At 37.4% G+C, this 18,699-nt stretch carries 19 protein-coding genes; 7 read left to right on the top strand and 12 right to left on the bottom strand.

Going from position 1 to position 18,699, the window contains the following annotated elements:
* Window positions 1–237 (top strand): hypothetical protein (locus tag SGJ10_03600; GenBank protein MDZ4757210.1); only part of this gene is annotated, 237 nt, incomplete at its 5' end.
* Between the two features lie 161 nt (window positions 238–398).
* Here the strand turns inward: SGJ10_03600 and SGJ10_03605 are convergent.
* From SGJ10_03605 to SGJ10_03625, 5 genes are all read right to left on the bottom strand, one after another.
* Window positions 399–1,658, bottom strand: coding sequence for a sigma 54-interacting transcriptional regulator (locus SGJ10_03605; protein MDZ4757211.1), 1,260 nt, complete (start codon window positions 1,656–1,658; stop codon window positions 399–401).
* 290 nt (window positions 1,659–1,948) lie between these two features.
* On the bottom strand, window positions 1,949–2,095 hold the full coding sequence (locus SGJ10_03610; GenBank protein MDZ4757212.1) for a hypothetical protein: 147 nt from the start codon (window positions 2,093–2,095) through the stop codon (window positions 1,949–1,951).
* A 248-nt stretch (window positions 2,096–2,343) separates the two neighbouring features.
* Window positions 2,344–3,336, bottom strand: a complete 993-nt coding sequence (locus SGJ10_03615; protein MDZ4757213.1) for an ion channel — start codon at window positions 3,334–3,336, stop codon at window positions 2,344–2,346.
* 258 nt (window positions 3,337–3,594) lie between these two features.
* Entirely contained in the window at window positions 3,595–5,178 is a 1,584-nt protein-coding gene (locus tag SGJ10_03620; protein ID MDZ4757214.1) for a DUF4419 domain-containing protein, read from the bottom strand.
* A gap of 184 nt (window positions 5,179–5,362) precedes the next feature.
* Window positions 5,363–7,831 carry an AsmA-like C-terminal region-containing protein gene (locus SGJ10_03625; GenBank protein MDZ4757215.1) on the bottom strand — a complete coding sequence of 823 codons (2,469 nt, stop codon included), beginning with the start codon at window positions 7,829–7,831 and terminating at the stop codon, window positions 5,363–5,365.
* Between the two features lie 157 nt (window positions 7,832–7,988).
* Between SGJ10_03625 and SGJ10_03630 the strand changes: the two genes are divergently transcribed.
* Window positions 7,989–8,642 carry a hypothetical protein gene (locus SGJ10_03630; GenBank protein ID MDZ4757216.1) on the top strand — a complete coding sequence of 218 codons (654 nt, stop codon included), beginning with the start codon at window positions 7,989–7,991 and terminating at the stop codon, window positions 8,640–8,642.
* A 2-nt stretch (window positions 8,643–8,644) separates the two neighbouring features.
* A complete protein-coding gene (ispE, locus tag SGJ10_03635; GenBank protein ID MDZ4757217.1) occupies window positions 8,645–9,469 on the top strand; it encodes a 4-(cytidine 5'-diphospho)-2-C-methyl-D-erythritol kinase in 825 nt (274 codons plus the stop codon).
* 85 nt (window positions 9,470–9,554) lie between these two features.
* Here the strand turns inward: ispE and SGJ10_03640 are convergent, their stop codons facing one another.
* The 7 genes from SGJ10_03640 to SGJ10_03670 form a co-directional block, all read right to left on the bottom strand.
* On the bottom strand, window positions 9,555–9,947 hold the full coding sequence (locus SGJ10_03640; GenBank protein ID MDZ4757218.1) for a T9SS type A sorting domain-containing protein: 393 nt from the start codon (window positions 9,945–9,947) through the stop codon (window positions 9,555–9,557).
* Between the two features lie 41 nt (window positions 9,948–9,988).
* Window positions 9,989–10,975 (bottom strand): L-threonylcarbamoyladenylate synthase, encoded by a 987-nt coding sequence (locus SGJ10_03645; protein ID MDZ4757219.1) that lies wholly within the window; start codon window positions 10,973–10,975, stop codon window positions 9,989–9,991.
* On the bottom strand, window positions 10,975–11,982 hold the full coding sequence (locus tag SGJ10_03650) for a hypothetical protein (protein ID MDZ4757220.1): 1,008 nt from the start codon (window positions 11,980–11,982) through the stop codon (window positions 10,975–10,977). The genes SGJ10_03645 and SGJ10_03650 overlap by 1 nt, the downstream gene beginning before the upstream one ends.
* A 58-nt stretch (window positions 11,983–12,040) precedes the next feature.
* The gene (locus SGJ10_03655) at window positions 12,041–13,021 is read right to left on the bottom strand and encodes a bifunctional ADP-heptose synthase (GenBank protein MDZ4757221.1); all 981 of its coding nucleotides are present in this window, start codon (window positions 13,019–13,021) and stop codon (window positions 12,041–12,043) included.
* A 9-nt stretch (window positions 13,022–13,030) separates the two neighbouring features.
* Window positions 13,031–14,224 (bottom strand): pyridoxal phosphate-dependent aminotransferase, encoded by a 1,194-nt coding sequence (locus tag SGJ10_03660; GenBank protein MDZ4757222.1) that lies wholly within the window; start codon window positions 14,222–14,224, stop codon window positions 13,031–13,033.
* A 78-nt stretch (window positions 14,225–14,302) separates the two neighbouring features.
* On the bottom strand, window positions 14,303–15,037 hold the full coding sequence (gene cmk / locus SGJ10_03665) for a (d)CMP kinase (GenBank protein ID MDZ4757223.1): 735 nt from the start codon (window positions 15,035–15,037) through the stop codon (window positions 14,303–14,305).
* Window positions 15,038–15,192: 155 nt separating this feature from the next.
* The gene (locus SGJ10_03670; protein MDZ4757224.1) at window positions 15,193–15,831 is read right to left on the bottom strand and encodes a C40 family peptidase; all 639 of its coding nucleotides are present in this window, start codon (window positions 15,829–15,831) and stop codon (window positions 15,193–15,195) included.
* A 77-nt stretch (window positions 15,832–15,908) separates the two neighbouring features.
* On the opposite strand from SGJ10_03670, the gene bamD reads away from it, so the two are divergent.
* The 4 genes from bamD to SGJ10_03690 form a co-directional block, all read left to right on the top strand.
* A complete protein-coding gene (gene bamD / locus SGJ10_03675) occupies window positions 15,909–16,787 on the top strand; it encodes an outer membrane protein assembly factor BamD (protein ID MDZ4757225.1) in 879 nt (292 codons plus the stop codon).
* 13 nt (window positions 16,788–16,800) lie between these two features.
* Window positions 16,801–17,130 (top strand): DNA-directed RNA polymerase subunit omega, encoded by a 330-nt coding sequence (locus tag SGJ10_03680; GenBank protein ID MDZ4757226.1) that lies wholly within the window; start codon window positions 16,801–16,803, stop codon window positions 17,128–17,130.
* Window positions 17,131–17,182: 52 nt separating this feature from the next.
* Window positions 17,183–18,397, top strand: coding sequence for a bifunctional phosphopantothenoylcysteine decarboxylase/phosphopantothenate--cysteine ligase CoaBC (gene coaBC / locus SGJ10_03685; GenBank protein MDZ4757227.1), 1,215 nt, complete (start codon window positions 17,183–17,185; stop codon window positions 18,395–18,397).
* An 8-nt stretch (window positions 18,398–18,405) separates the two neighbouring features.
* Window positions 18,406–18,699: DUF4835 family protein (locus tag SGJ10_03690; protein MDZ4757228.1), on the top strand; the 294-nt coding region annotated here is incomplete at its 3' end.

Below are 18,699 nucleotides of genomic sequence, written 5' to 3' on the forward strand. Positions count from 1 at the left end.
ACACTTTATTTTATTGTAGTATCGCTCGCCGCGAACTCCGATAACTATCGGGGCTTCCTTTTTACACAAAAAGGAAGCAAAAGTGTTTTTATTTACCAAAATGAATTAAGTACTGAGAAAACTGCTATCACTGTTTTTCCCAATCCTGCCTTTAATGTTACTAGTATTACAATTGACAAAAGTTTGGGAGACTTAAGTTCATTGAATTCTATAAAACTATTGGTCAGCTACTATTAATTTCGAAGAAAACTGAAAACATGAATATTTCAGAACTACCTGCTGGCATTTATATAATAAAAGCAAAGAATGTGAAAGGCGTCACAACCGTTGCTAAACCGATTAAACAATAAAAAAATCTCTGTTGCAGTTGTTGGGGACACACAGCCACTTGCAATATATTACTTATCTAAATCATACTGCTTAATTTTTCTATATAAAGTCCTTTCGGAGATACCCAATTCGCGGGCAGCTGCTCGTCGTTTGTTTTTATATTTTTCGAGAGCTTTCTTGATGAATTCTAATTCTCTTTTCTCTAATGATAATACTTCATTGGCAGGGCTTTCGCCCACGTCAACCACTTGTGTATCAGGTTGAGATATAATAACGGGTTGTTGTTTACTATATACTTGCTGAGGTGCAACATAAGGTTGCATCATCTGCATAGTATCTTCTTCGCGGGGAATTTTCATGAGGCTTTGCACTTTATCACTTTGTACCATAGAAGCAGCTTCACTTGGGTTTTGAATCATGCCATAAACCACTTGTTTTAAGTCGTTCATATCGCGTCTCAAATCATATAATACTTTGTAAAATATATCACGTTCGCTAAGCCCGTGCTCATTGTTATTGCCATTAAATAGGGCAGGGGTCTGCGGGTTTTCTTTCGGTAGGTAACTATATAATAGTTCGGCGTTGATGCTCTTTTCATTTTCTAAAACCGATAATTGTTCAGTGATGTTTTTGAGCTGCCTGATATTGCCCGGCCAACGATAGTTAATTAATAATTGAGCTGCATCGGGCTGCACAGTGGCGGCTTGGGTTTTATATTTTTCAGCAAAACCTTGGGCAAATTTGCGGAACAACAATACCACATCCTCTCCACGCTCTCGCAAGGGTGGCACTTTAATGGGCACCGTATTTAGTCTATAATAAAGGTCTTCTCTAAATTTGCCTTGTTGCGTAAGTTCTAAAAGGTCCCGGTTTGTTGCTGCTACTACTCTCACATCAGTTTTCTGCGATTTGCTGCTGCCAACTTTTATAAACTCGCCCGACTCAAGAACCCTTAATAAACGGGCCTGGGTTTCTAATGGCAATTCACCTATCTCGTCCAAAAATATGGTTCCTCCGTTCACGGTTTCAAAGTATCCTTTGCGTAATTCGTGTGCTCCAGTATAAGCACCTTTTTCGTGACCGAACAATTCGCTATCTATGGTTCCTTCTGGAATTGCTCCGCAGTTTACCGCTATGAAAGGGCCATGTTTACGGTTGCTTAAAGTATGAATTATTTTGCTAAAGTTTTCTTTACCTACGCCACTCTCACCATTGATTAATACGGTCATTTCGGTGGGGGCTACTTTTATAGCAGTTTCGAGGGCTATATTTAATATGGGTGCATTGCCCACTATCTCGAAACGGTTTTTAATATCTTGTAGATTCATATATTAGGTGAATTGTTGTGGCGTCATTTGCAAATTTAAACCTTAAAAACGATTATACGACTTTTTGGCCACATAAATTAAGGTGTTTAATAATAACAGTAGATTGGAGGATTTTGTTTGGTAGACAAAATGGCAAAGCATAAATGTTTTTCGATTGGCGACAACGCCAAACCGTGGGCAAATCCTTCCAAAATATAATATAATTAGGGTCTGCTCAACAACTCGTCCAACAGGAATAATTGCCTATTTTGAATAAAAATGATAGTATAGCGTGTAATTATTTTCATTTTTCAGTTGAATATAAGCGATGATTCTCCTTTTAATTTAGAGTTAGCAAAACCTTCTGCACGGATATCGAGCAAATAGGCTAAAAAGCCTTGCAGTAAAATCAATGAACTGATTGCAAAAAATGCTGTATTATAGTTAGTTGTATTCAAGTTACAAATGCAACTTTTGTTTTGCAAATTTAGCTAAATAAAATTCATTTGGTGATAAATATTTTAGTTTTTAGAATGGTAATGCCGAACTACAATATGTTTAGTCCCCCTTTTTTTGGACTATTATATATTGAGTTTCGGTATAAAATAGTTCTCCACCTGTGGCGGATTTAGTTTTTAGAATGGTAATGCCGAACTACATCCCGAAAGCCCAGCTTAATCCCGATAATTATAGGGATGCGGGGGGATTAGTCCCTTTCTTTTGGACTATTATATATTGAGTTTCGGTGTAATTGTGCGGGCTCACGCAGGTCTAGTCTATCGAGGCGGATTAAGGTTTTGCCGTCGTGGGAAGTTTCGTGTATGTTCACAAACTTTTCACCATAGGCTACTTCATCAGTGATATAAGAATAGCGAGAATGCACATTGGTGGAGAAAGCCTCGTCGAAGGCTTTAACCATCACCATAAACTCTACTTGCATATCTTTTAATTCATCCAAACTGACATTATATAATGGACTTTTATCGGTTAAAGGGTGAACGATGGTCCAAGTGGTTGGGAACATAGTTACTTTATTTCGTTCCAAATCTAAAGCTGTGTATTGACGAACAGGCTTGCCGTGTATGGTTTTTATATAAGTAATATTTACTTGCACTTCTACTTCTATCAATTGGTTGTCTCGGGCATTGGTCATGCGGAACATCCATGCGTTTATATCTCTGTACGGAGCTATAATACTTGTTTTGGAAAAAAGTATATTAGCCACGGGCCTTGCAAAACGACCATATATAAGTCCGGTAGCTAATGCAAATCCCAATAAGCCCGACAACGATTCGATAGCCGATACAGTTGATGCTATAACACCTACTGGGTTCACCCTTCCATAACCTACTGTTGTAAGTGTTTGTGCTGAGAAGAAGAAGGCTTCCCAAAACTTATCCCAAATTGCTGCATCAGGACTAATGCCACCCAAATGTTCCAAACCTATAATACAATAAATACTTGCAAATAAAAGATTCGCCACAAAGTACACTAAGAATACTAGCATATTAAACTTCCACCACGGCATGGCTATAAGTTGGTGGTAAAAGCTGAGACGTTCCAAAAGATTCAAGCCTTTGCGTTGCACATTGAACGAGCCATCGTTATTGATTAATCGCCCTTGCCCGCTTTGCACTTGGGTCCCAAAACCTAGGTCTTTGGGAGGTTCCGTATTTTTATTTTGCTTTTTATGAAACATAAATTCTCAAAAAAAATTAACAAATATTGTTGTGGATTGTTTTGACAAATGTAGGGATTTGTGTTGACACGTTTATCAATTGTTGTATCACTTTGTAGCCGAATGAGGTTAGCCCCGCGAAGCGTCTTGCGGTTCGCCACGGTGAATATTTCGGTATCTGCTTTCTGAATACCGTAATATACAAGAGTCCCTGAGCATCCCAAATAAGATTGGGGACAGGGTGACGCATACGCGATATTTCGCTAACAACTTAATTAATCAAAACTTCACTACCATATTAACCTTATAGTTTACTTTATATAACTTATCGGCATCTTCTTTATTATATATTTGTGCAGCCTGCCACGGCTTTGGTAGGTTTTGCAAAAGAAGTTGTATTCGATCCAAATCATTTGCATCTAGGGCTTTATTGCTAGTTTGCACATTGGTTACACTTCCTTCCCAAGTAACAATAAATTGTAAATTCAATTGTTTAACTTGTGCTACTTTCTTACCCAATGCGTCAGCTATTTGTTTTTTTAGATACCTTGCCAGTGCGGTCATTCCCTGTGCACTATCAGTATTTATATGGGGGGCATAAATGGGTGGGAAAGGGGCTTGCGTAACAAGGTCGGAAACCCATAACTCGGGCTCATGGGGCATTTCGTTTTCATTGCCAATTCTATATAAATCATCTGTGGCAGGCGGTGCGTCCTTTCTGCAAACAGCCCAAGCTATATAAGGACTCAACGCCATAGTTTGCTTGTTTTGTTCAATAGCCATAAAGCCCGCATATATTTCCATGGTTTTCTGTTCGAACTGAAAATAATTCATCCATTCTATATTAACCTTTGCATAGCCACCTGGGAAACTTCGGGTATTGAACTTGCTCATGCGGTAGTCTTCGCCATCCATATAAATGTTAGGCACATAACGAAAGGTTTCGTTGGCTTCGTCTTCTTTTTTTGCCGTATCTATATAATAATCCTTGGTATAGGGGAAAAATTTCAGCACCCAGCCTGATATATTAAACACACCATAGTACGATGATTCTTTATATAAATTGTTCCAAAATCTAATATCTACTTTTCCCTGCCTAGCCTGCAGAAACTGTTTTAATATAGGCTTCAAATTAGCAGTCCAATGCCGGAGGCCGTACCTGTTAAAGATATCTACATTTTTATATATCTTTTCCCAATCTTGTACGCTACCCGTTAAGGTTATATTGGGAATACCACAACCACTAACAGCAGCATAGGCAAATGCTTTTTGCGTTGCCTCTAGCAAGGTGGTGGTATAGGCTATTCGCTCGTTTGGCCCAGTAGTACTAAAGGCGGGCATCATTAATTCATATATTTCGGGTTTTATATATTGTTGCACACTATCGGCTAGAGCGGTTACTACACTATCCCAATAGAGGGCTTCGCCAGTTATAAGACTATCATATCTCACGGTGATAATCTTCGGCCTCTCGGTTTTAAATACCTGCTTATCTAGTGTTTTAAAATGTTCATTGATATGGATAGAAACCCCTTGGCATATAAGCAACCACACATGGTCGGGCGAAAGTACAAGCGGGCGATGCTGGGCATAAGCATACTGCACTGTTTGCATGAAACCGTTCATATACACAGGCAATACTTTATGCTCGACACTATCGTGGTGCATGGCATATAATTCTTTGCCCAAGCGGATTTGCACTGCATCACTCAGGCTAGTCTCCATTAAAGGTTGTACGGCAAGCTGCACGGGCGATACAGCAAAGGTGAAACTTTTGGCAGTATCAGTAGGATAGGGGCAAGGGGCAGCATGCAGTTTGGCTACTGAATATAATATAATGAATATGTATAAGGAAGATTTCAAGATAGTTACTAAGCTGCAAACTTAATAAATAATTGCGATTGACAAATTAAGAATTACGAACATACACCTCTTTCTCTTATCTCACTCCTTCAGCGAGAGGCGATACCAATCTCCATAATTAAGAAACGAAAAGGGTTAGGTACGACGACAATCATTAACCCGCTATTGCACGCATTATCCAATATTAACCATCCCAATCAATCACATCTTCTTTCGCAGGTTCCTTAGGTTTGTCTTTCTTGGGGTTTAGCTTATCATCGTTCACTTCTTTAAACTCCTTTTTAAACAGTTCTTTCACCTTTGCTTTTTCTTCTTTGATGTTTTTGGTCGCTTCTTTTTTGAATCCTTTTTTATCATAACTGAACTTCACATCGGGGGCAATACCTGTCATGTGTAAAAAAAGATAGATGCCGCGGCGGCCTTCGTCTATGAGCTCTCCAAACTCGTCGCTACTTGTTTTTGCTCGTTTCTTGAATAGCACTTCGTTCAGTTTTATTTTTATATAATAATCGAGGTTATTATTAAAATCGTGCTCGCCACTTACGCTAAGGTTAATCGCATTGCTTTGTATATTCATTTGCGGTATATGTATTACACCATTATATATAAATAGGTCATTCTCCAGTTTACTAAACTTTAAATTACGTAGCTCGGCCACGTCGATAAACTTAGCCATTTTAAGTACGGGCTCAAAGTTGTTCAATTCACCATTTTCTATCAGTAAATGGCCTTCGGTTTTCATTTTTGTGGTAAGTACATTTAGTTTATCATCATAATATATAAAGGCCTGTAATCCTTTGATGGTGGCTTTTCCGCCAATTTGTTTGTGAGATAAAACCGTTTGATCGAAGTTGTTGAAGTCTTTAAAAAACTCACTCATCGATATATTATATATATTGCCTTTGGTATCTAATAAAAAACCTGTTTCTATTTTTCTAAAATCCAAAGACTCGAAAGCTATATTACCTCCGAAAGCATTCGCTTTAAGATTTTTTACCGCTATATATTCCTCACCCATTTGGGCAGATGCGGTAGCATTTTTAAATACCAGTTTGTTGAAATCGAACTGTTCGCAATCGAATTTTATTTTAGCTGAAACTCTCGGCGGCAAGGCAAATGCACTGGATAACGAGTCACTGGTGAGGGCACTTTTATATATAAAATGCTGCGATGAAAGTACCGTATTCAAATCCAATATCCCATTGTTGAATATATAACCATACCAATTCCCCAATTTGCCTTTTGCATCGAAATCGCTTTCATTATAATACCCTGTAAACTTATTTAGTTCTATATTGTTTTTATTGAAGGTAAGTACGCCCTTTAATGCTCTAAAGTCGTGGCCAGGCATATTATAGCACAGGTCTTTAAAAGTGATTTGTCCTTCGGCTTTTATATTTTCGGCTTTCTCTTTTTTGTTATTGGCAGCATGATACACAATACTGATATTGGCATCCAATTTACCAGAAATTTTACTTTTTTCAGTAAGCAAAAACTGCAAATCCGCAGCATCTATTTGGGCATTGAGTTTTGCAACGATACTGGGATTGGTAATTCCTTTCAAATATAAGTTCCCATTGATTCTACTTTGGTTCATCGTCGCACTAAGGGCAGGGATCATAAGTATCCCGCTTTCCGCATCCTTATTTTTTTCTATCATATACTCACCTTTTAAGTTGATATTTTTTAACTTGTGTTCAGCTTTATATAATGTACCGTTCTTTATGCCAAAGTTTAACTTAAGTTGGGGTGAGTTGTTCTTATCGGTTCTTCCACTAAGTTTACAATCTATATATATATCACCGTCGCTTTTATAATTCGCTGAATTGATGGAAAGCCCCAGCAAGGAGGCCAAAGAAGTGATTTTCATTTCTTGCCCTTTAACTGCCATATCAATGGTGGATTCGGTGCCATAAAATAGCGTCCCTTTAAGCTCTGTTTTTAATTCGCCTGATACCAAAGTACTTTTTTGTATTGTAAATAATTCTTTGTCCAAACTCACACTGCAATTCAAATAGCTGTTAAGTGGTCTATTCTTGCAAATAATCGTCGTATTGTTAATTATCTCCAATTGGTCTATTTCACTTCGTTGCTCAAAAATAATATTATTGTTTTTGATAGTGCCTGACGCCTTTAAATTATTGATATGAAATGCTGTAACCAATTGGTTTTGTGTATGCCTGTAGTAAATGTTTTTAAGCTCTATATAGTTTAGCTTTAGCCAAAACTTACTATCCTGTGCACTGCTATCGGCTTTCACAATATCATAATTGTAATTCCCCTGGGCATCTACAATACCATCAATGCTTCCGCTATCTAAAACTATATTGGATATTTGGTAATTTTTGGTAATTACATCCCACAAATTAAAATTGATATAAGCATCATTAACGCTCAATAAATTACCAACAGGTAATCCCGGTTTATTTATAATACGAACCTGCTGCAGATGCAAACCAATCTGTGGGAATTGCTTGAACATAGAAATATCAATTGTGCCTACTTCTAATTTAGCATCAATTCTATTATTAATCTGCTCTATGGCATATTCTTTTAAGTCTTTGGCGAAATACCAAGCCAATCCATAACCTACTAGGGGTAAGAAAAGAATAACAATTAGGATAATCCACAGTATTTTTTTGAGTCGTTTCAATATAATATTATTAAACGCAAAATTCGAGAATATATTGCAGGCTTATCTATATTATAATCAACATGGGGCAAACAAAAAGGGGAGAGGTGACCTGTATACTGGAAATATATAATCTGATTACTTTGCCGATTGCCTGTGGTTAAACTACATTTGCAGTATGATTGTAGAGATGTATCCCTATCCTTATTACAGTGACAATTTAAAACAGAACGAGCCCCTTCATTATTTTATTTCGAATACATTTAAATCGTTCCAAAAAGAATTTGATTTGATGGCGAGCAATTTATTCATGGAGCCCAAGAAGCTAGAAGAACAAGCCTTTTCATTGGTTGAGAGTTCATACATAGGTTTAATGAATGGTGCTATGGTCAAATATTTTGGCGATGAATTAACTTGCCTACAAGAGTTTACCACCCTCGATAACAAAGAAGCTAAAACACGTGCTGACTTTATGGTTCGGTTATTATATCCCAAAAGCCCAATTGATGTATTGTTTGAAGTTAATCCAAAAGAAGAGTGCAAAGAGAATTTGATGTTAGATTTTGGGTTTAAAAACGAAACAGAACAAGTACGAAATTATTATAAAGATACACGAGCAAATTATGTAAAGAAATCATACGCAGTGCCGATTTGCTTTGGATTATTGGGCAATTCAGAGATGGTAAAGGAAGCTATTAAAAATTATCCAAAAGGTTTTAAAGAAAAGAATCCGCTAACTGATTTTTGCGTAATATATCATAATAATAGAAAGAGTAAAGGCATCTGGATATATGGAAAAATTAACAGCCCTCAGGGAGCAATATCCTATTAAAGATGCTTTGTTTCCCCAATGCAAAAATAAATTTAGGTTTGAGGGTGCTTCGTAAGCGGCCAGATGGGTATCATGATATAGAAAGCATATTCTTGCCTATACCTTGGTGCGATGTACTGGAAATAGTAAAATCAAACACAAACAATCTCGATAAAATAACTTGGAAAAACTATGGGCTTGAAATTCGTGGTGGGCAGAAGGACAACTTGATATCAAAAGCCTATAATGCCCTGAATAGGGATTTTAGTTTGCCTGCTATCGTAGTTAATTTACTCAAACAAATACCTATGGGGGCAGGAATGGGTGGTGGCTCGGCCGATGGTTCTTATGCCTTAAAAACTTTAAATGAACTTTGTGGTATTAACTTAAGCGAAACACAATTATTAAATTATGCTTCGCAACTTGGTGCCGATTGTAGTTTCTTTATCCATAGCAAACCAGCCTATGTGCAAGGCATAGGTGATAAGTTATCTTTGATAAACTTTGAATGGCCTAGCAAGTATATATATGTTGTTTGCCCTCCGTATCATATTTCTACAGTACAGGCTTATCAAAATATGAAACCATCTGAGTTATCTCAAAGCTCTTTAGTCGAACTGATAGATGCCCCTATTGGAGCGTGGAAAGACAGTATCTCAAATGATTTTGAACTATATGCTTTTAATAAATTCCCCGAAATAGCTAATTTTAAAAATAAACTTTATGAATGTGGGGCTTTGTATGCCTCGATGACAGGGAGTGGTTCGGCAGTGTATGGATTTTTTAATGCTAAAACAGATATAGAATTAGCGAAAAATTATGAATGCAGATGGATTGGGTTAAAATAAACTAGGGCGAGCTCTTACAAAAATAGATTGCACAAAAAAGCCCGATAGGAATTATCCTACTGGGCTTTTTTTTATGATGGGTAAATTAGATTTTGGTTATACGTTTTGTTATTTTAGCAGCATTACCATTGTTGAAGGTAACGATTTCCATGAGGTAAATTCCTGAAGGTAAATCAGAAAGATCTATTTCAAATTTGGGATTGATATTATTTGTTTCAGTAATAAAGGCACTAATCATTTCTTTGCCAATGAGGTTTCTAAAATGAATCTCAACTTGAGAGGTACCAACTTTGTCGAAGTTAATCTCAATATTGATATTCTTGCCAACAGGGTTGGGGTAATAATTCATTTTAAAATTAGGTTCCCCAAAGACATCGGTAGGCTGTGTTACATCTACCGGATACGGTATAGGTTTAACAGATGCAATAGCATACTGAAAGTTAAACGCAATAATAATAATAAGTAGAATTTGTTTCATGTACTATTTGGTTAATTTTACAAAACTAGGTGATGGTTGGTTTAATTTCCAAATTTATTTTCGTTGTCAACATTTATGGAAGCCCTATTTAGTCTGTCGTTGATTGCTAATCCTATGCCAAAGGGAGGAACAGGTTCTGCAAATATTTTATCCACTCCCATACTGTCTATTTTTCTGAGCATCTCAAAAAGGTTCTTTGCAGCCTCTTCCATATCTCCCGATTGGGTAAGGATAAATTGCGTTGCCTCAGGTGCAAATATTTTATATTTTTGGTAATTAAGCAAAACATTACTTGCGGAATTTCTTACACCAGATTCTTCGGTTATTTCACCAAAAATCAATGGTGTTTTGGGTGCATAATGACTCTTAAGCATTCCAGGTGCAACGATGTCGGCAAATGACGCAATTGTCGGAACCTTAATTTTACCAGTAATTTCCAAAATTTGCTCTTGCGTAATAGCTCCAAATCTGAGTATTTGAGCTTCGGGATTCAACAATGAAACAATTGTGGATTCGAGCCCAACCTTACATGCCCCCCCGTCTAATATATAACTAATTTTATCTCCTAAATTCTCCTGAACATGCTGTGCAGTGGTGGGGCTTATGTACCCAAATGGATTGGCACTGGGGGCTGCCAATGGAAAATCCAGCAACTTAAGTAAGTTTAGTGTAATGGGATGAAGTGGCATACGCAAAGCCACCGAGGGGTGGCCAGCCGTGGTGAGATCGGGGACAATTGATTGTTTTTTTAAAACCAAGGTAAGTGGGCCAGGCCAAAATTTATGTGCCAAAATTTCTGCCATAGCAGGTATATCCTTGGCGAATTTTTGCATTTGATCAATATTTGATAGATGCAGAATTAAAGGATTGAAGCTTGGCCGCTGTTTTATTTCATATATTTTAGCAACTGCATTTGGATTTAACCCATTGGCTGCTAGTCCATAAACAGTTTCGGTGGGAATAGCTACCACACCGCCATTTCTTAGTATCTCGGCTGCAAGTTCAATATCTTCACCTATTTCGGCCATTAAAAGAAACACTCACAATTAAGCCGTTCAGAAAAAGCCAAGTATATTATTTCATTAATAAATTTCCAATCGTTAGGCTTCAATATTTTTTCCAAATCTTCTTTTTTAATCCAAAACATTTCGTCTACAAAGGCCACTTCACCACCCATTCCAGTAGGGTCAAATAGCGAACTCATTGCGAATAACGCCGTTCCAACGTTTCCAGTATTGGGGTCGTTCACTATTTTAATAATAAATCCAAAACCCATTAATGAATCTGTTAAAAAGGGAATTTGATACACGGAGTCGTAATCGAGGTCAGGTATATTCGGATCTTGCTTGATGCGAATAGTCCTATTCATTTGAAAACGCAATTTGACATCATTCCCTAACATCTTATTTGCAAATTCATAATTTTCCCAAACGGCTACACGATCTGATATAGCTGCATTGTAGAGTTCAGGCCCGAATGCTTTATACTTTTGCCAGCGGTTAGTAAACATGGTATTAATAGTTACTACCTCTTTGTTGCCGGTGGTAAAATCGTCTATCATTTTCCACTCAAACTCACTTAGTAAAGCATTGAACTGACCTCCATTAATATATCCCCAAAGCTGCATTTTATCTTCGCCATCCTTAGGTCGCTTGAAATACCAAGCATATAAAGTAGGGTTCACTTTTTTAAATCCCCATAGCCAAGCCGATTCAAAGGTGACCATCTCGGTAGTATCGCAGGTTTTGTATTTTTTTTCTTTTTCGAAGTATACGTCCTTTGTTACTTTTATGTTGTACTGCCCCACTTTTTTTAATTCGTCAGGCGTATATGTTTTTTGCAATTTATCGTCTTTATACATAGTAATTTTATTCTGACTAATCGCATTATAAGTCTTACCTGCAATTGATTTGAATATACCAGAATAAAATCGGCCAATGGCACGTTTAGAAGCCTGTACGGTAATTTGGTCCTGGGCATGTAGGTTTATTGAACCAGAAATAAAGAGAGCTAGGATGATGATTTTTTTACTCATAAGAGTTAATTTTTTTATTGGGTTCGTATTCGCAGTGGTAAAGAAAATTTTATAATATTTATAAATGATGTTGAATTGCTTCTTCCAACAATTGTTCTTTTTTAATGGGTACTACACCCAAGTATTCGCAAACCAAGCCTCCTGCAAGATTCGATAACTGAACTATACGCTCAGCAGGCAGGTTCAAAGCTAAACATAGTGAAGCAACACTTATTACAGTATCTCCGGCACCCGAAACATCGGCAATGGTTCGCAGATGTGCTGGAATAATAGACTTTTGATCATTCACACTATAATATACACCATGCTCGCTAAGCGTAATCATAGAAATCTGATGCGGCATTTGCTGTTGTAATTGTATAATAGCATTCGAAATAGTGTCACTCTCAGGTTTAATGGGCATAGTTTTAAGCCCATCTGCCAGTTCTTTCAAGTTAGGTTTGAACAGTGATACTCCATTGTAAGCAAGGAAGTTTCTTTTTTTGGGATCGGCAACCGTGGGTATATTCTGCTGTTTGCAAAGAGCTATAATTTGCTCGATTACTTTTGGGGTAAGAACCCCTTTGTCGTAGTCAGAAAAAATAAGGACATCGGCCTGAGGTAATAAATTGGCTACCTTTTCAAGTAATTGGTCTTCTTCTTCGGGGTTCAACAGGTCAGTTATTTCCTGGTCTATCCGCAGCATTTGGTGGTTATTTCCAATAACTCTAGTCTTAACGGTTGTTTGACGCTCGGTAGATGAAACTATGCCACTGTCATCGAGACCATTTTCATTTAGTAAATGTTTAAAAATCTGAGCATCGGCATCATTACCTATAACAGAGCAGAGCAGGGGAGAGGCCCCCAACGATTTTATATTGAGTGCTACATTAGCTGCTCCCCCCATTCGATTTTCTTTTTTTGTAAGTGCCACCACTGGCACAGGTGCCTCGGGAGAGATTCTATCGACCTTGCCCAAGTAATAGGCGTCAATCATTACATCGCCCACAATCAGGGCTTTTAGATTGTTGAAGTCTTTAAATATTTTTTGGATTTCCATTCCTGATGTTTAGTGCAATTTCGATAATGCTGTTTTGATACGGTTTACCGCTTCAATAAGTTTCTCATCGGCGGCGGCATAACTAAATCTTAAACAATTCGCATCGCCAAAAGCATCGCCTGAAACTAAACTCACATATTCGGTATTAAGCAAATACATGCAAAGATCTTCGCTATTGCTTATAAGATTGCTACCATCTGTTTTACCGAAAAATGCACTAACATCAGGGAACACATAAAAGGCACCTCCGGGTATATTTGTTTTCACGCCAGGAATTTCCTTCATCATTTCCAATACCAAATTACGTCTACGAAGAAAAGCATCTCGCATATCCCAGGTAGGTTGTAAATTGCTATTGAGAGCGGCAATTGCTGCACGTTGGGCGATAGAACAGGCTCCGCTGGTAAATTGCCCTTGCATTTTTTCGCAACTTTGGGCCACAATTTTACTAGCTCCGATATAACCTATACGCCAACCTGTCATGGCAAATCCCTTGGAAACCCCGTTTACCGTAATTACCCGTTCAGCAATAGACTCAAATTGAGCGATACTTTCGTGCTTGCCCACAAAATTGATATGCTCATATATTTCATCCGATATAATATAAATATCGGGATACCGTGCAAATACTTCGGCCAATGCAGCTAACTCATTTTTGCTATATAAACTTCCTGTAGGATTGCAGGGCGACGAGAACATAAAAAGACTTGTACGCGGTGTGATTGCTGCTTCTAATTGTTCGGGCGTAATTTTAAAATCATTGTCAACTGTAGTATGAATATGAATAGGGGTTCCTTCCGCCAACCTCACCATAGCACCGTAACTTACCCAATAGGGATTGGGAATAATTACTTCATCGCCAGGATTCACTGTGCAAAGCACCACATTCATAATACTGTGCTTGGCACCCACGCTCACTACTATTTGATCGGTAGCATATTTCAGGTTATTCTCACGGTCAAATTTGTCTGAAATAGCTTGCCTAAGTTCTAGATAGCCTGCCACGGGTGTATAAAAAGTATAGCCTTCGTCTATAGCAGTTTTTGCAGCGTCTTTTATATGTTGAGGGGTTTCAAAATCAGGCTCACCAAAACTGAGATTGATCACATCATGGCCTTTGGCAGCAAGCTCGCGGCCTAATTTGGCCATGCCTATGGTTTGTGATTCGTTAAAACGGTTGAGTCTGTTGGCTAAATGCAGCATATAATTAATAAAAGGCTGCGAAGATACGGATAGTGTTATTTTGAATTATAAATTTTGTTGGGTTAATAGAATTTATTTTCACACCAAATCACGTTCTCCCTGCGAAAAATGCAATTGATGTAATTGTATATCTTCCATCAATTTTTTTTCCATTACCAAATTGTATACAAATTCCATCTGCTGCTCTTTGGACAAATGGGAATTGTCTAATACTATGGCGTCCTCGGCTTGTTGCAGTGGACTTTCTTTGCGTGTAGAATCAATATGGTCACGTTCGGCCAGATTTTGTTTTACTTCTTCCATGGTTACGTCTTCGCCTTTTACTTGCAATTCCTTGTAGCGACGCTGTGCTCGTGTTTCTGGATTTGCTGTCACAAATATTTTAAGTTCTGCATTTGGAAATACCGCAGTACCTATATCACGGCCATCCATCACAATTGCTTTCGACCTACTCATTTGTTTTTGCAATGCTACCATGGCATGGCGAACTTCTTTGATGGTGCTCACATTACTAACATGCATCGACACATTCATACCTCTGATTTTCTCTTCCACATTTTCACCATTCAAATAAGTATCGCTGTTTTTGGTTTCAGTGTTCAAGTGGAATTCTATGTGAATATTGGGAAGCTCTGATAAAACAATTGAATGTTGGGTATAATCCAAATGTTTGCTCATAAAGTAAAAAGTAACAGCTCGGTACATAGCACCAGAATCAACATATCTGTAATCAAGTTTCTTAGCCAAGTCTTTGGCCATGGTGCTTTTGCCGCAACTTGAAAAACCATCAATGGCTATAATTATTTTACGCATAGATTTCACTTCAAATATGAGCAATATATTTAAATAATACAAGCACTTTTTTCAACATTTTAGATTTCAGATTAAATATGCGGAACTGTTCATAATTTATATTATGTTAAGTTGCAATTTGAACTCAATCGTCTGAACTTCACATGTACGCACTATTAATTTGTTGGGAATGGTACTTCAGTTTCCGTTTTTGGCGTGGCAATAACCTTAGGCTCTATCACCCTACCAATGCCTGCAAATCTTTGTCGGTACCAACCTTGGTCCAAACAATCTAATCTAATTCCGGCATGGCTTGCCGAATGAATAAACCAAATTTTTCCGCCATCTGTCGAAGCTACAATTCCGCTATGACTTATATAATAACTTCGCGTTTTCTTATTATAATATCCAAAGAAAATAATATCACCTTTTTTAGCAGTTTGCTCGGTTTGCGGATTGCTCACTTTCATTTGTTGGCCAGCTTCGTGTGGCAACTTGTAGCCGAAATGTTTAAAACAATACAGCACAAAACCTGAGCAATCAAATCCCCGTGCATCAACTCCACCATAGCAATAACGAATTCCTAAATGGCTTTTTGCAAAACTAAAAAGGCTGTCAGCAGTATTTGAATCTTTAATACTGTAAGTGTTTTTGGCAACGATATTCGTATCGGGCAGTGTACGAGGTGTAACCTTATGGGCAACTTTGCGTTTTTTGTAAGTCTTTTTGTACTTTTTGCTTTGTGCATTGCTTAAAACAGCTAATGACAAAGCAAATAAAAGCAGTATTATATTTTTAATTTTTACATTCATCATGGAAACGGTGCAAAGATAGACCTAAATATCAAACAAATAGAAACCAAGTGTTTGCAAACAAAAAAAAGGACTCCGCTATGACAAATTTTCCCTTATTTGGACTATCTTTGCCGTTCATTTTGAAACGGCTGTCCCTAAATATTAATTTGTTAGTTTTATGTTTTTTAATGCTGGCTGCATCGTGCAAAACAGAATATAGCCGCATTAGCAAAGACCCAGACATGCAAAAAAAGCTGGAGTATGCTCACAAATACTATAAAGCAAAAGAGTTTGAAAAAGCCATGGTTTTGTTCGACCAAGTGTCGGCATTTATTACCGGGCAAAAGGAACAAGAAGAGATACAATATTACATAGCCTATTGCAATTACAATATGGGCAATTACGATTTGGCCTCGTACCTATTCAAATCGTATCACGAGAATTATCCAAGCTCGAAGAATGCGGAAGAGTGCTACTATATGTATGCATACAGTCATTATATATCTTCGCAGGGATCGGAACTTGACCCCACGAACAATTACAAGGCCATCGACGAGTTTCAATCCTTCATTAATATTTATCCAGAAAGTAAGCGTGTTGAAGAAGCGAACAAGTGCATCGACAAATTGCGTGGTATTATGGCAACCAAATCGTATAACAATGCCAAGCTATATTATAAAATAGAAGATTATAAAGCTGCCATTGTGGCCCTTAGGAATGCTATAAAAGCATGGCCCGATATCGAACAAAGGGAAGAAATGGAATATATGGTAGTGAAGTCGCATTACCTCTTAGCTCTTAACAGTGCTGAACTTGTAGAGGAAGAAGGGAAAATTAAAAAGATAAAATTAGAACGTTATCAAAGTATGACAGAAGCATACATACTTTTTAAAGAAATCTATCCGCAAAGCAAATACCTTGATGAACTTGCAGGTTATTATAATAAAACACAGAAAGAAATAATAAAACTAAGTTAATATATATTTAATTATGCCAAACCCAAACAAGAACGTAACAACCACAACAATTCCACGCGATTTACGCAGCATGGAAGAACATACAGGAAATTTGTATGAAAGCATCGTAATTATTGCTAAGCGCGCCAACCAAATCGCTGCACAAACCAAAGAAGAAATTCACACAAAAATTGCTTCTTTTCACCACGATAGTGATACCTTGGAAGAAGTTTTTGAAAACCGTGAACAGATTGAAATGTCCATGACCTACGAGAGACAACCCAAACCAACCTTGGTTGCTATCGAAGAATTTTTAGATAAAAAAGTTTACCACCGCAATCCACTTAGGGATATTCAGGAGTAAAATAATTATCATATTAAAGGGGCTCAAAAACTTGGGCCTCTTTTTTTATTAAATGAACTTAGGTAAAAAAAAGATATTGCTCGGTATTACTGGCAGCATTGCAGCCTATAAGATACCTATGCTTATTAGGGAGTTGAAAAAACTTGATGCGGAAGTAAAGGTTATTTGCACCCCCGATGCCTTAAATTTTGTTACAGCTCCTACCCTGTCAACACTCTCAGGAAACCCCGTTTATGCTGATTTTATTAAAAATTTAAATGGTGAATGGGTGAATCATGTGGAGCTCGCTTTGTGGGCAGATGTTATATTGATTGCCCCTGCCACTGCCAATACATTGGCAAAATTAGCAAACGGACAGTCCGATAATTTATTGGTAGCTACTGTAATGTCAGCCCGCTGCCCTATTATAATAGCCCCGGCTATGGATCATGATATGTATATATATCCTGCTACGCAAAATAATATTGAGAAATTGAGGTCGTACGGGCACCATATTGTAAACCCTGAAAACGGCGAATTGGCCAGTGGCTTAATTGGTCAAGGTCGTTTGCCAGAAGAACAAACTTTGGTAAACTGCATACAAATGGTTCTTACCACAGAAAAGAAATTTGCAGGAAAGACTATATTAGTTACTGCGGGTCCTACCCAAGAAGCAATTGACCCTGTTCGCTTTATTAGCAACCATTCCACAGGAAAAATGGGAATAGCCATAGCAAAAGAGTTTGCTTTGCATGGTGCAAAGGTTATTTTTGTTCATGGCCCTATTGGCATGCAACCAGATTCTGTATTTGGAGGTCTTGATATAGAAGCTATCGATACGATAGATGCAGAACAAATGTATAAGAATGTTTCCAAATTTTTTAAAACTTCTGATATTTGCATTATGGCAGCAGCAGTTGCCGATTATAAACCCAATGTAGTTGCTCTCAAGAAAATTAAAAAAGGAGCAGATGCTGCAAAACTTGAACTTGTGAAAACAACGGATATTTTATATAATTTGGGGCAAACTAAGAGGAAAGGGCAAACGCTGATAGGCTTCGCACTGGAGACAGACCATGAAGAAAAAAATGCAATATCGAAATTGAAGAACAAAAACTTAGATATGATAGTATTGAACTCTTTGAATAATAAAGGAGCCGGCTTTAAATACAATACAAATCAGGTTACCATGATTTGCAAAAATGGAGACAAAGTAAAAACGGCACTTAAAAATAAGAACGATATAGCTTTGGATATTTTAAATCAAATACATAAAATACGAATATGAAAACTCGGATGCAACTATTTTCCTTGCTTCTATCGTTATTGTTTTATAGAGCGGCCACAGCTCAAGAACTTAATGCTAAAATTACGATAAATCCTGAAAAACTTGGCAATGTTCCCGATAAAACAATATTTAATGATATGAACAAAGCCATCACCGAGTTTTTAAATAACCGTAAATGGACCAATGACCAATACCAATTGGTTGAGCGAATTAATTGTACTTTTTTTATTAACCTTACCGAGATGTCGACCGATGTGTTTAAAGCCGAAGTTGATATACAAAGTACCAGACCTATATATAAT

Source organism: Bacteroidota bacterium (genome assembly GCA_034439655.1).
Lineage (GTDB): Bacteria > Bacteroidota > Bacteroidia > UKL13-3 > UKL13-3 > CANJUD01.

Excerpts from the sequence above, each read along its gene's own strand:
- SGJ10_03605 (MDZ4757211.1), bottom strand. The coding sequence starts at position 1,658 with ATGAATCTACAAGATATTAAAAACCGTTTCGAGATAGTGGGCAATGCA.
- SGJ10_03615 (MDZ4757213.1), bottom strand. The coding sequence starts at position 3,336 with ATGTTTCATAAAAAGCAAAATAAAAATACGGAACCTCCCAAAGACCTA.
- SGJ10_03630 (MDZ4757216.1), top strand. The coding sequence starts at position 7,989 with ATGATTGTAGAGATGTATCCCTATCCTTATTACAGTGACAATTTAAAA.
- ispE (MDZ4757217.1), top strand. The coding sequence starts at position 8,645 with ATGCTTTGTTTCCCCAATGCAAAAATAAATTTAGGTTTGAGGGTGCTT.
- SGJ10_03640 (MDZ4757218.1), bottom strand. The coding sequence starts at position 9,947 with ATGAAACAAATTCTACTTATTATTATTATTGCGTTTAACTTTCAGTAT.
- SGJ10_03645 (MDZ4757219.1), bottom strand. The coding sequence starts at position 10,975 with ATGGCCGAAATAGGTGAAGATATTGAACTTGCAGCCGAGATACTAAGA.
- SGJ10_03650 (MDZ4757220.1), bottom strand. The coding sequence starts at position 11,982 with ATGAGTAAAAAAATCATCATCCTAGCTCTCTTTATTTCTGGTTCAATA.
- SGJ10_03655 (MDZ4757221.1), bottom strand. The coding sequence starts at position 13,021 with ATGGAAATCCAAAAAATATTTAAAGACTTCAACAATCTAAAAGCCCTG.
- SGJ10_03660 (MDZ4757222.1), bottom strand. The coding sequence starts at position 14,224 with ATGCTGCATTTAGCCAACAGACTCAACCGTTTTAACGAATCACAAACC.
- cmk (MDZ4757223.1), bottom strand. The coding sequence starts at position 15,037 with ATGCGTAAAATAATTATAGCCATTGATGGTTTTTCAAGTTGCGGCAAA.
- SGJ10_03670 (MDZ4757224.1), bottom strand. The coding sequence starts at position 15,831 with ATGATGAATGTAAAAATTAAAAATATAATACTGCTTTTATTTGCTTTG.
- bamD (MDZ4757225.1), top strand. The coding sequence starts at position 15,909 with ATGACAAATTTTCCCTTATTTGGACTATCTTTGCCGTTCATTTTGAAA.
- SGJ10_03680 (MDZ4757226.1), top strand. The coding sequence starts at position 16,801 with ATGCCAAACCCAAACAAGAACGTAACAACCACAACAATTCCACGCGAT.
- coaBC (MDZ4757227.1), top strand. The coding sequence starts at position 17,183 with ATGAACTTAGGTAAAAAAAAGATATTGCTCGGTATTACTGGCAGCATT.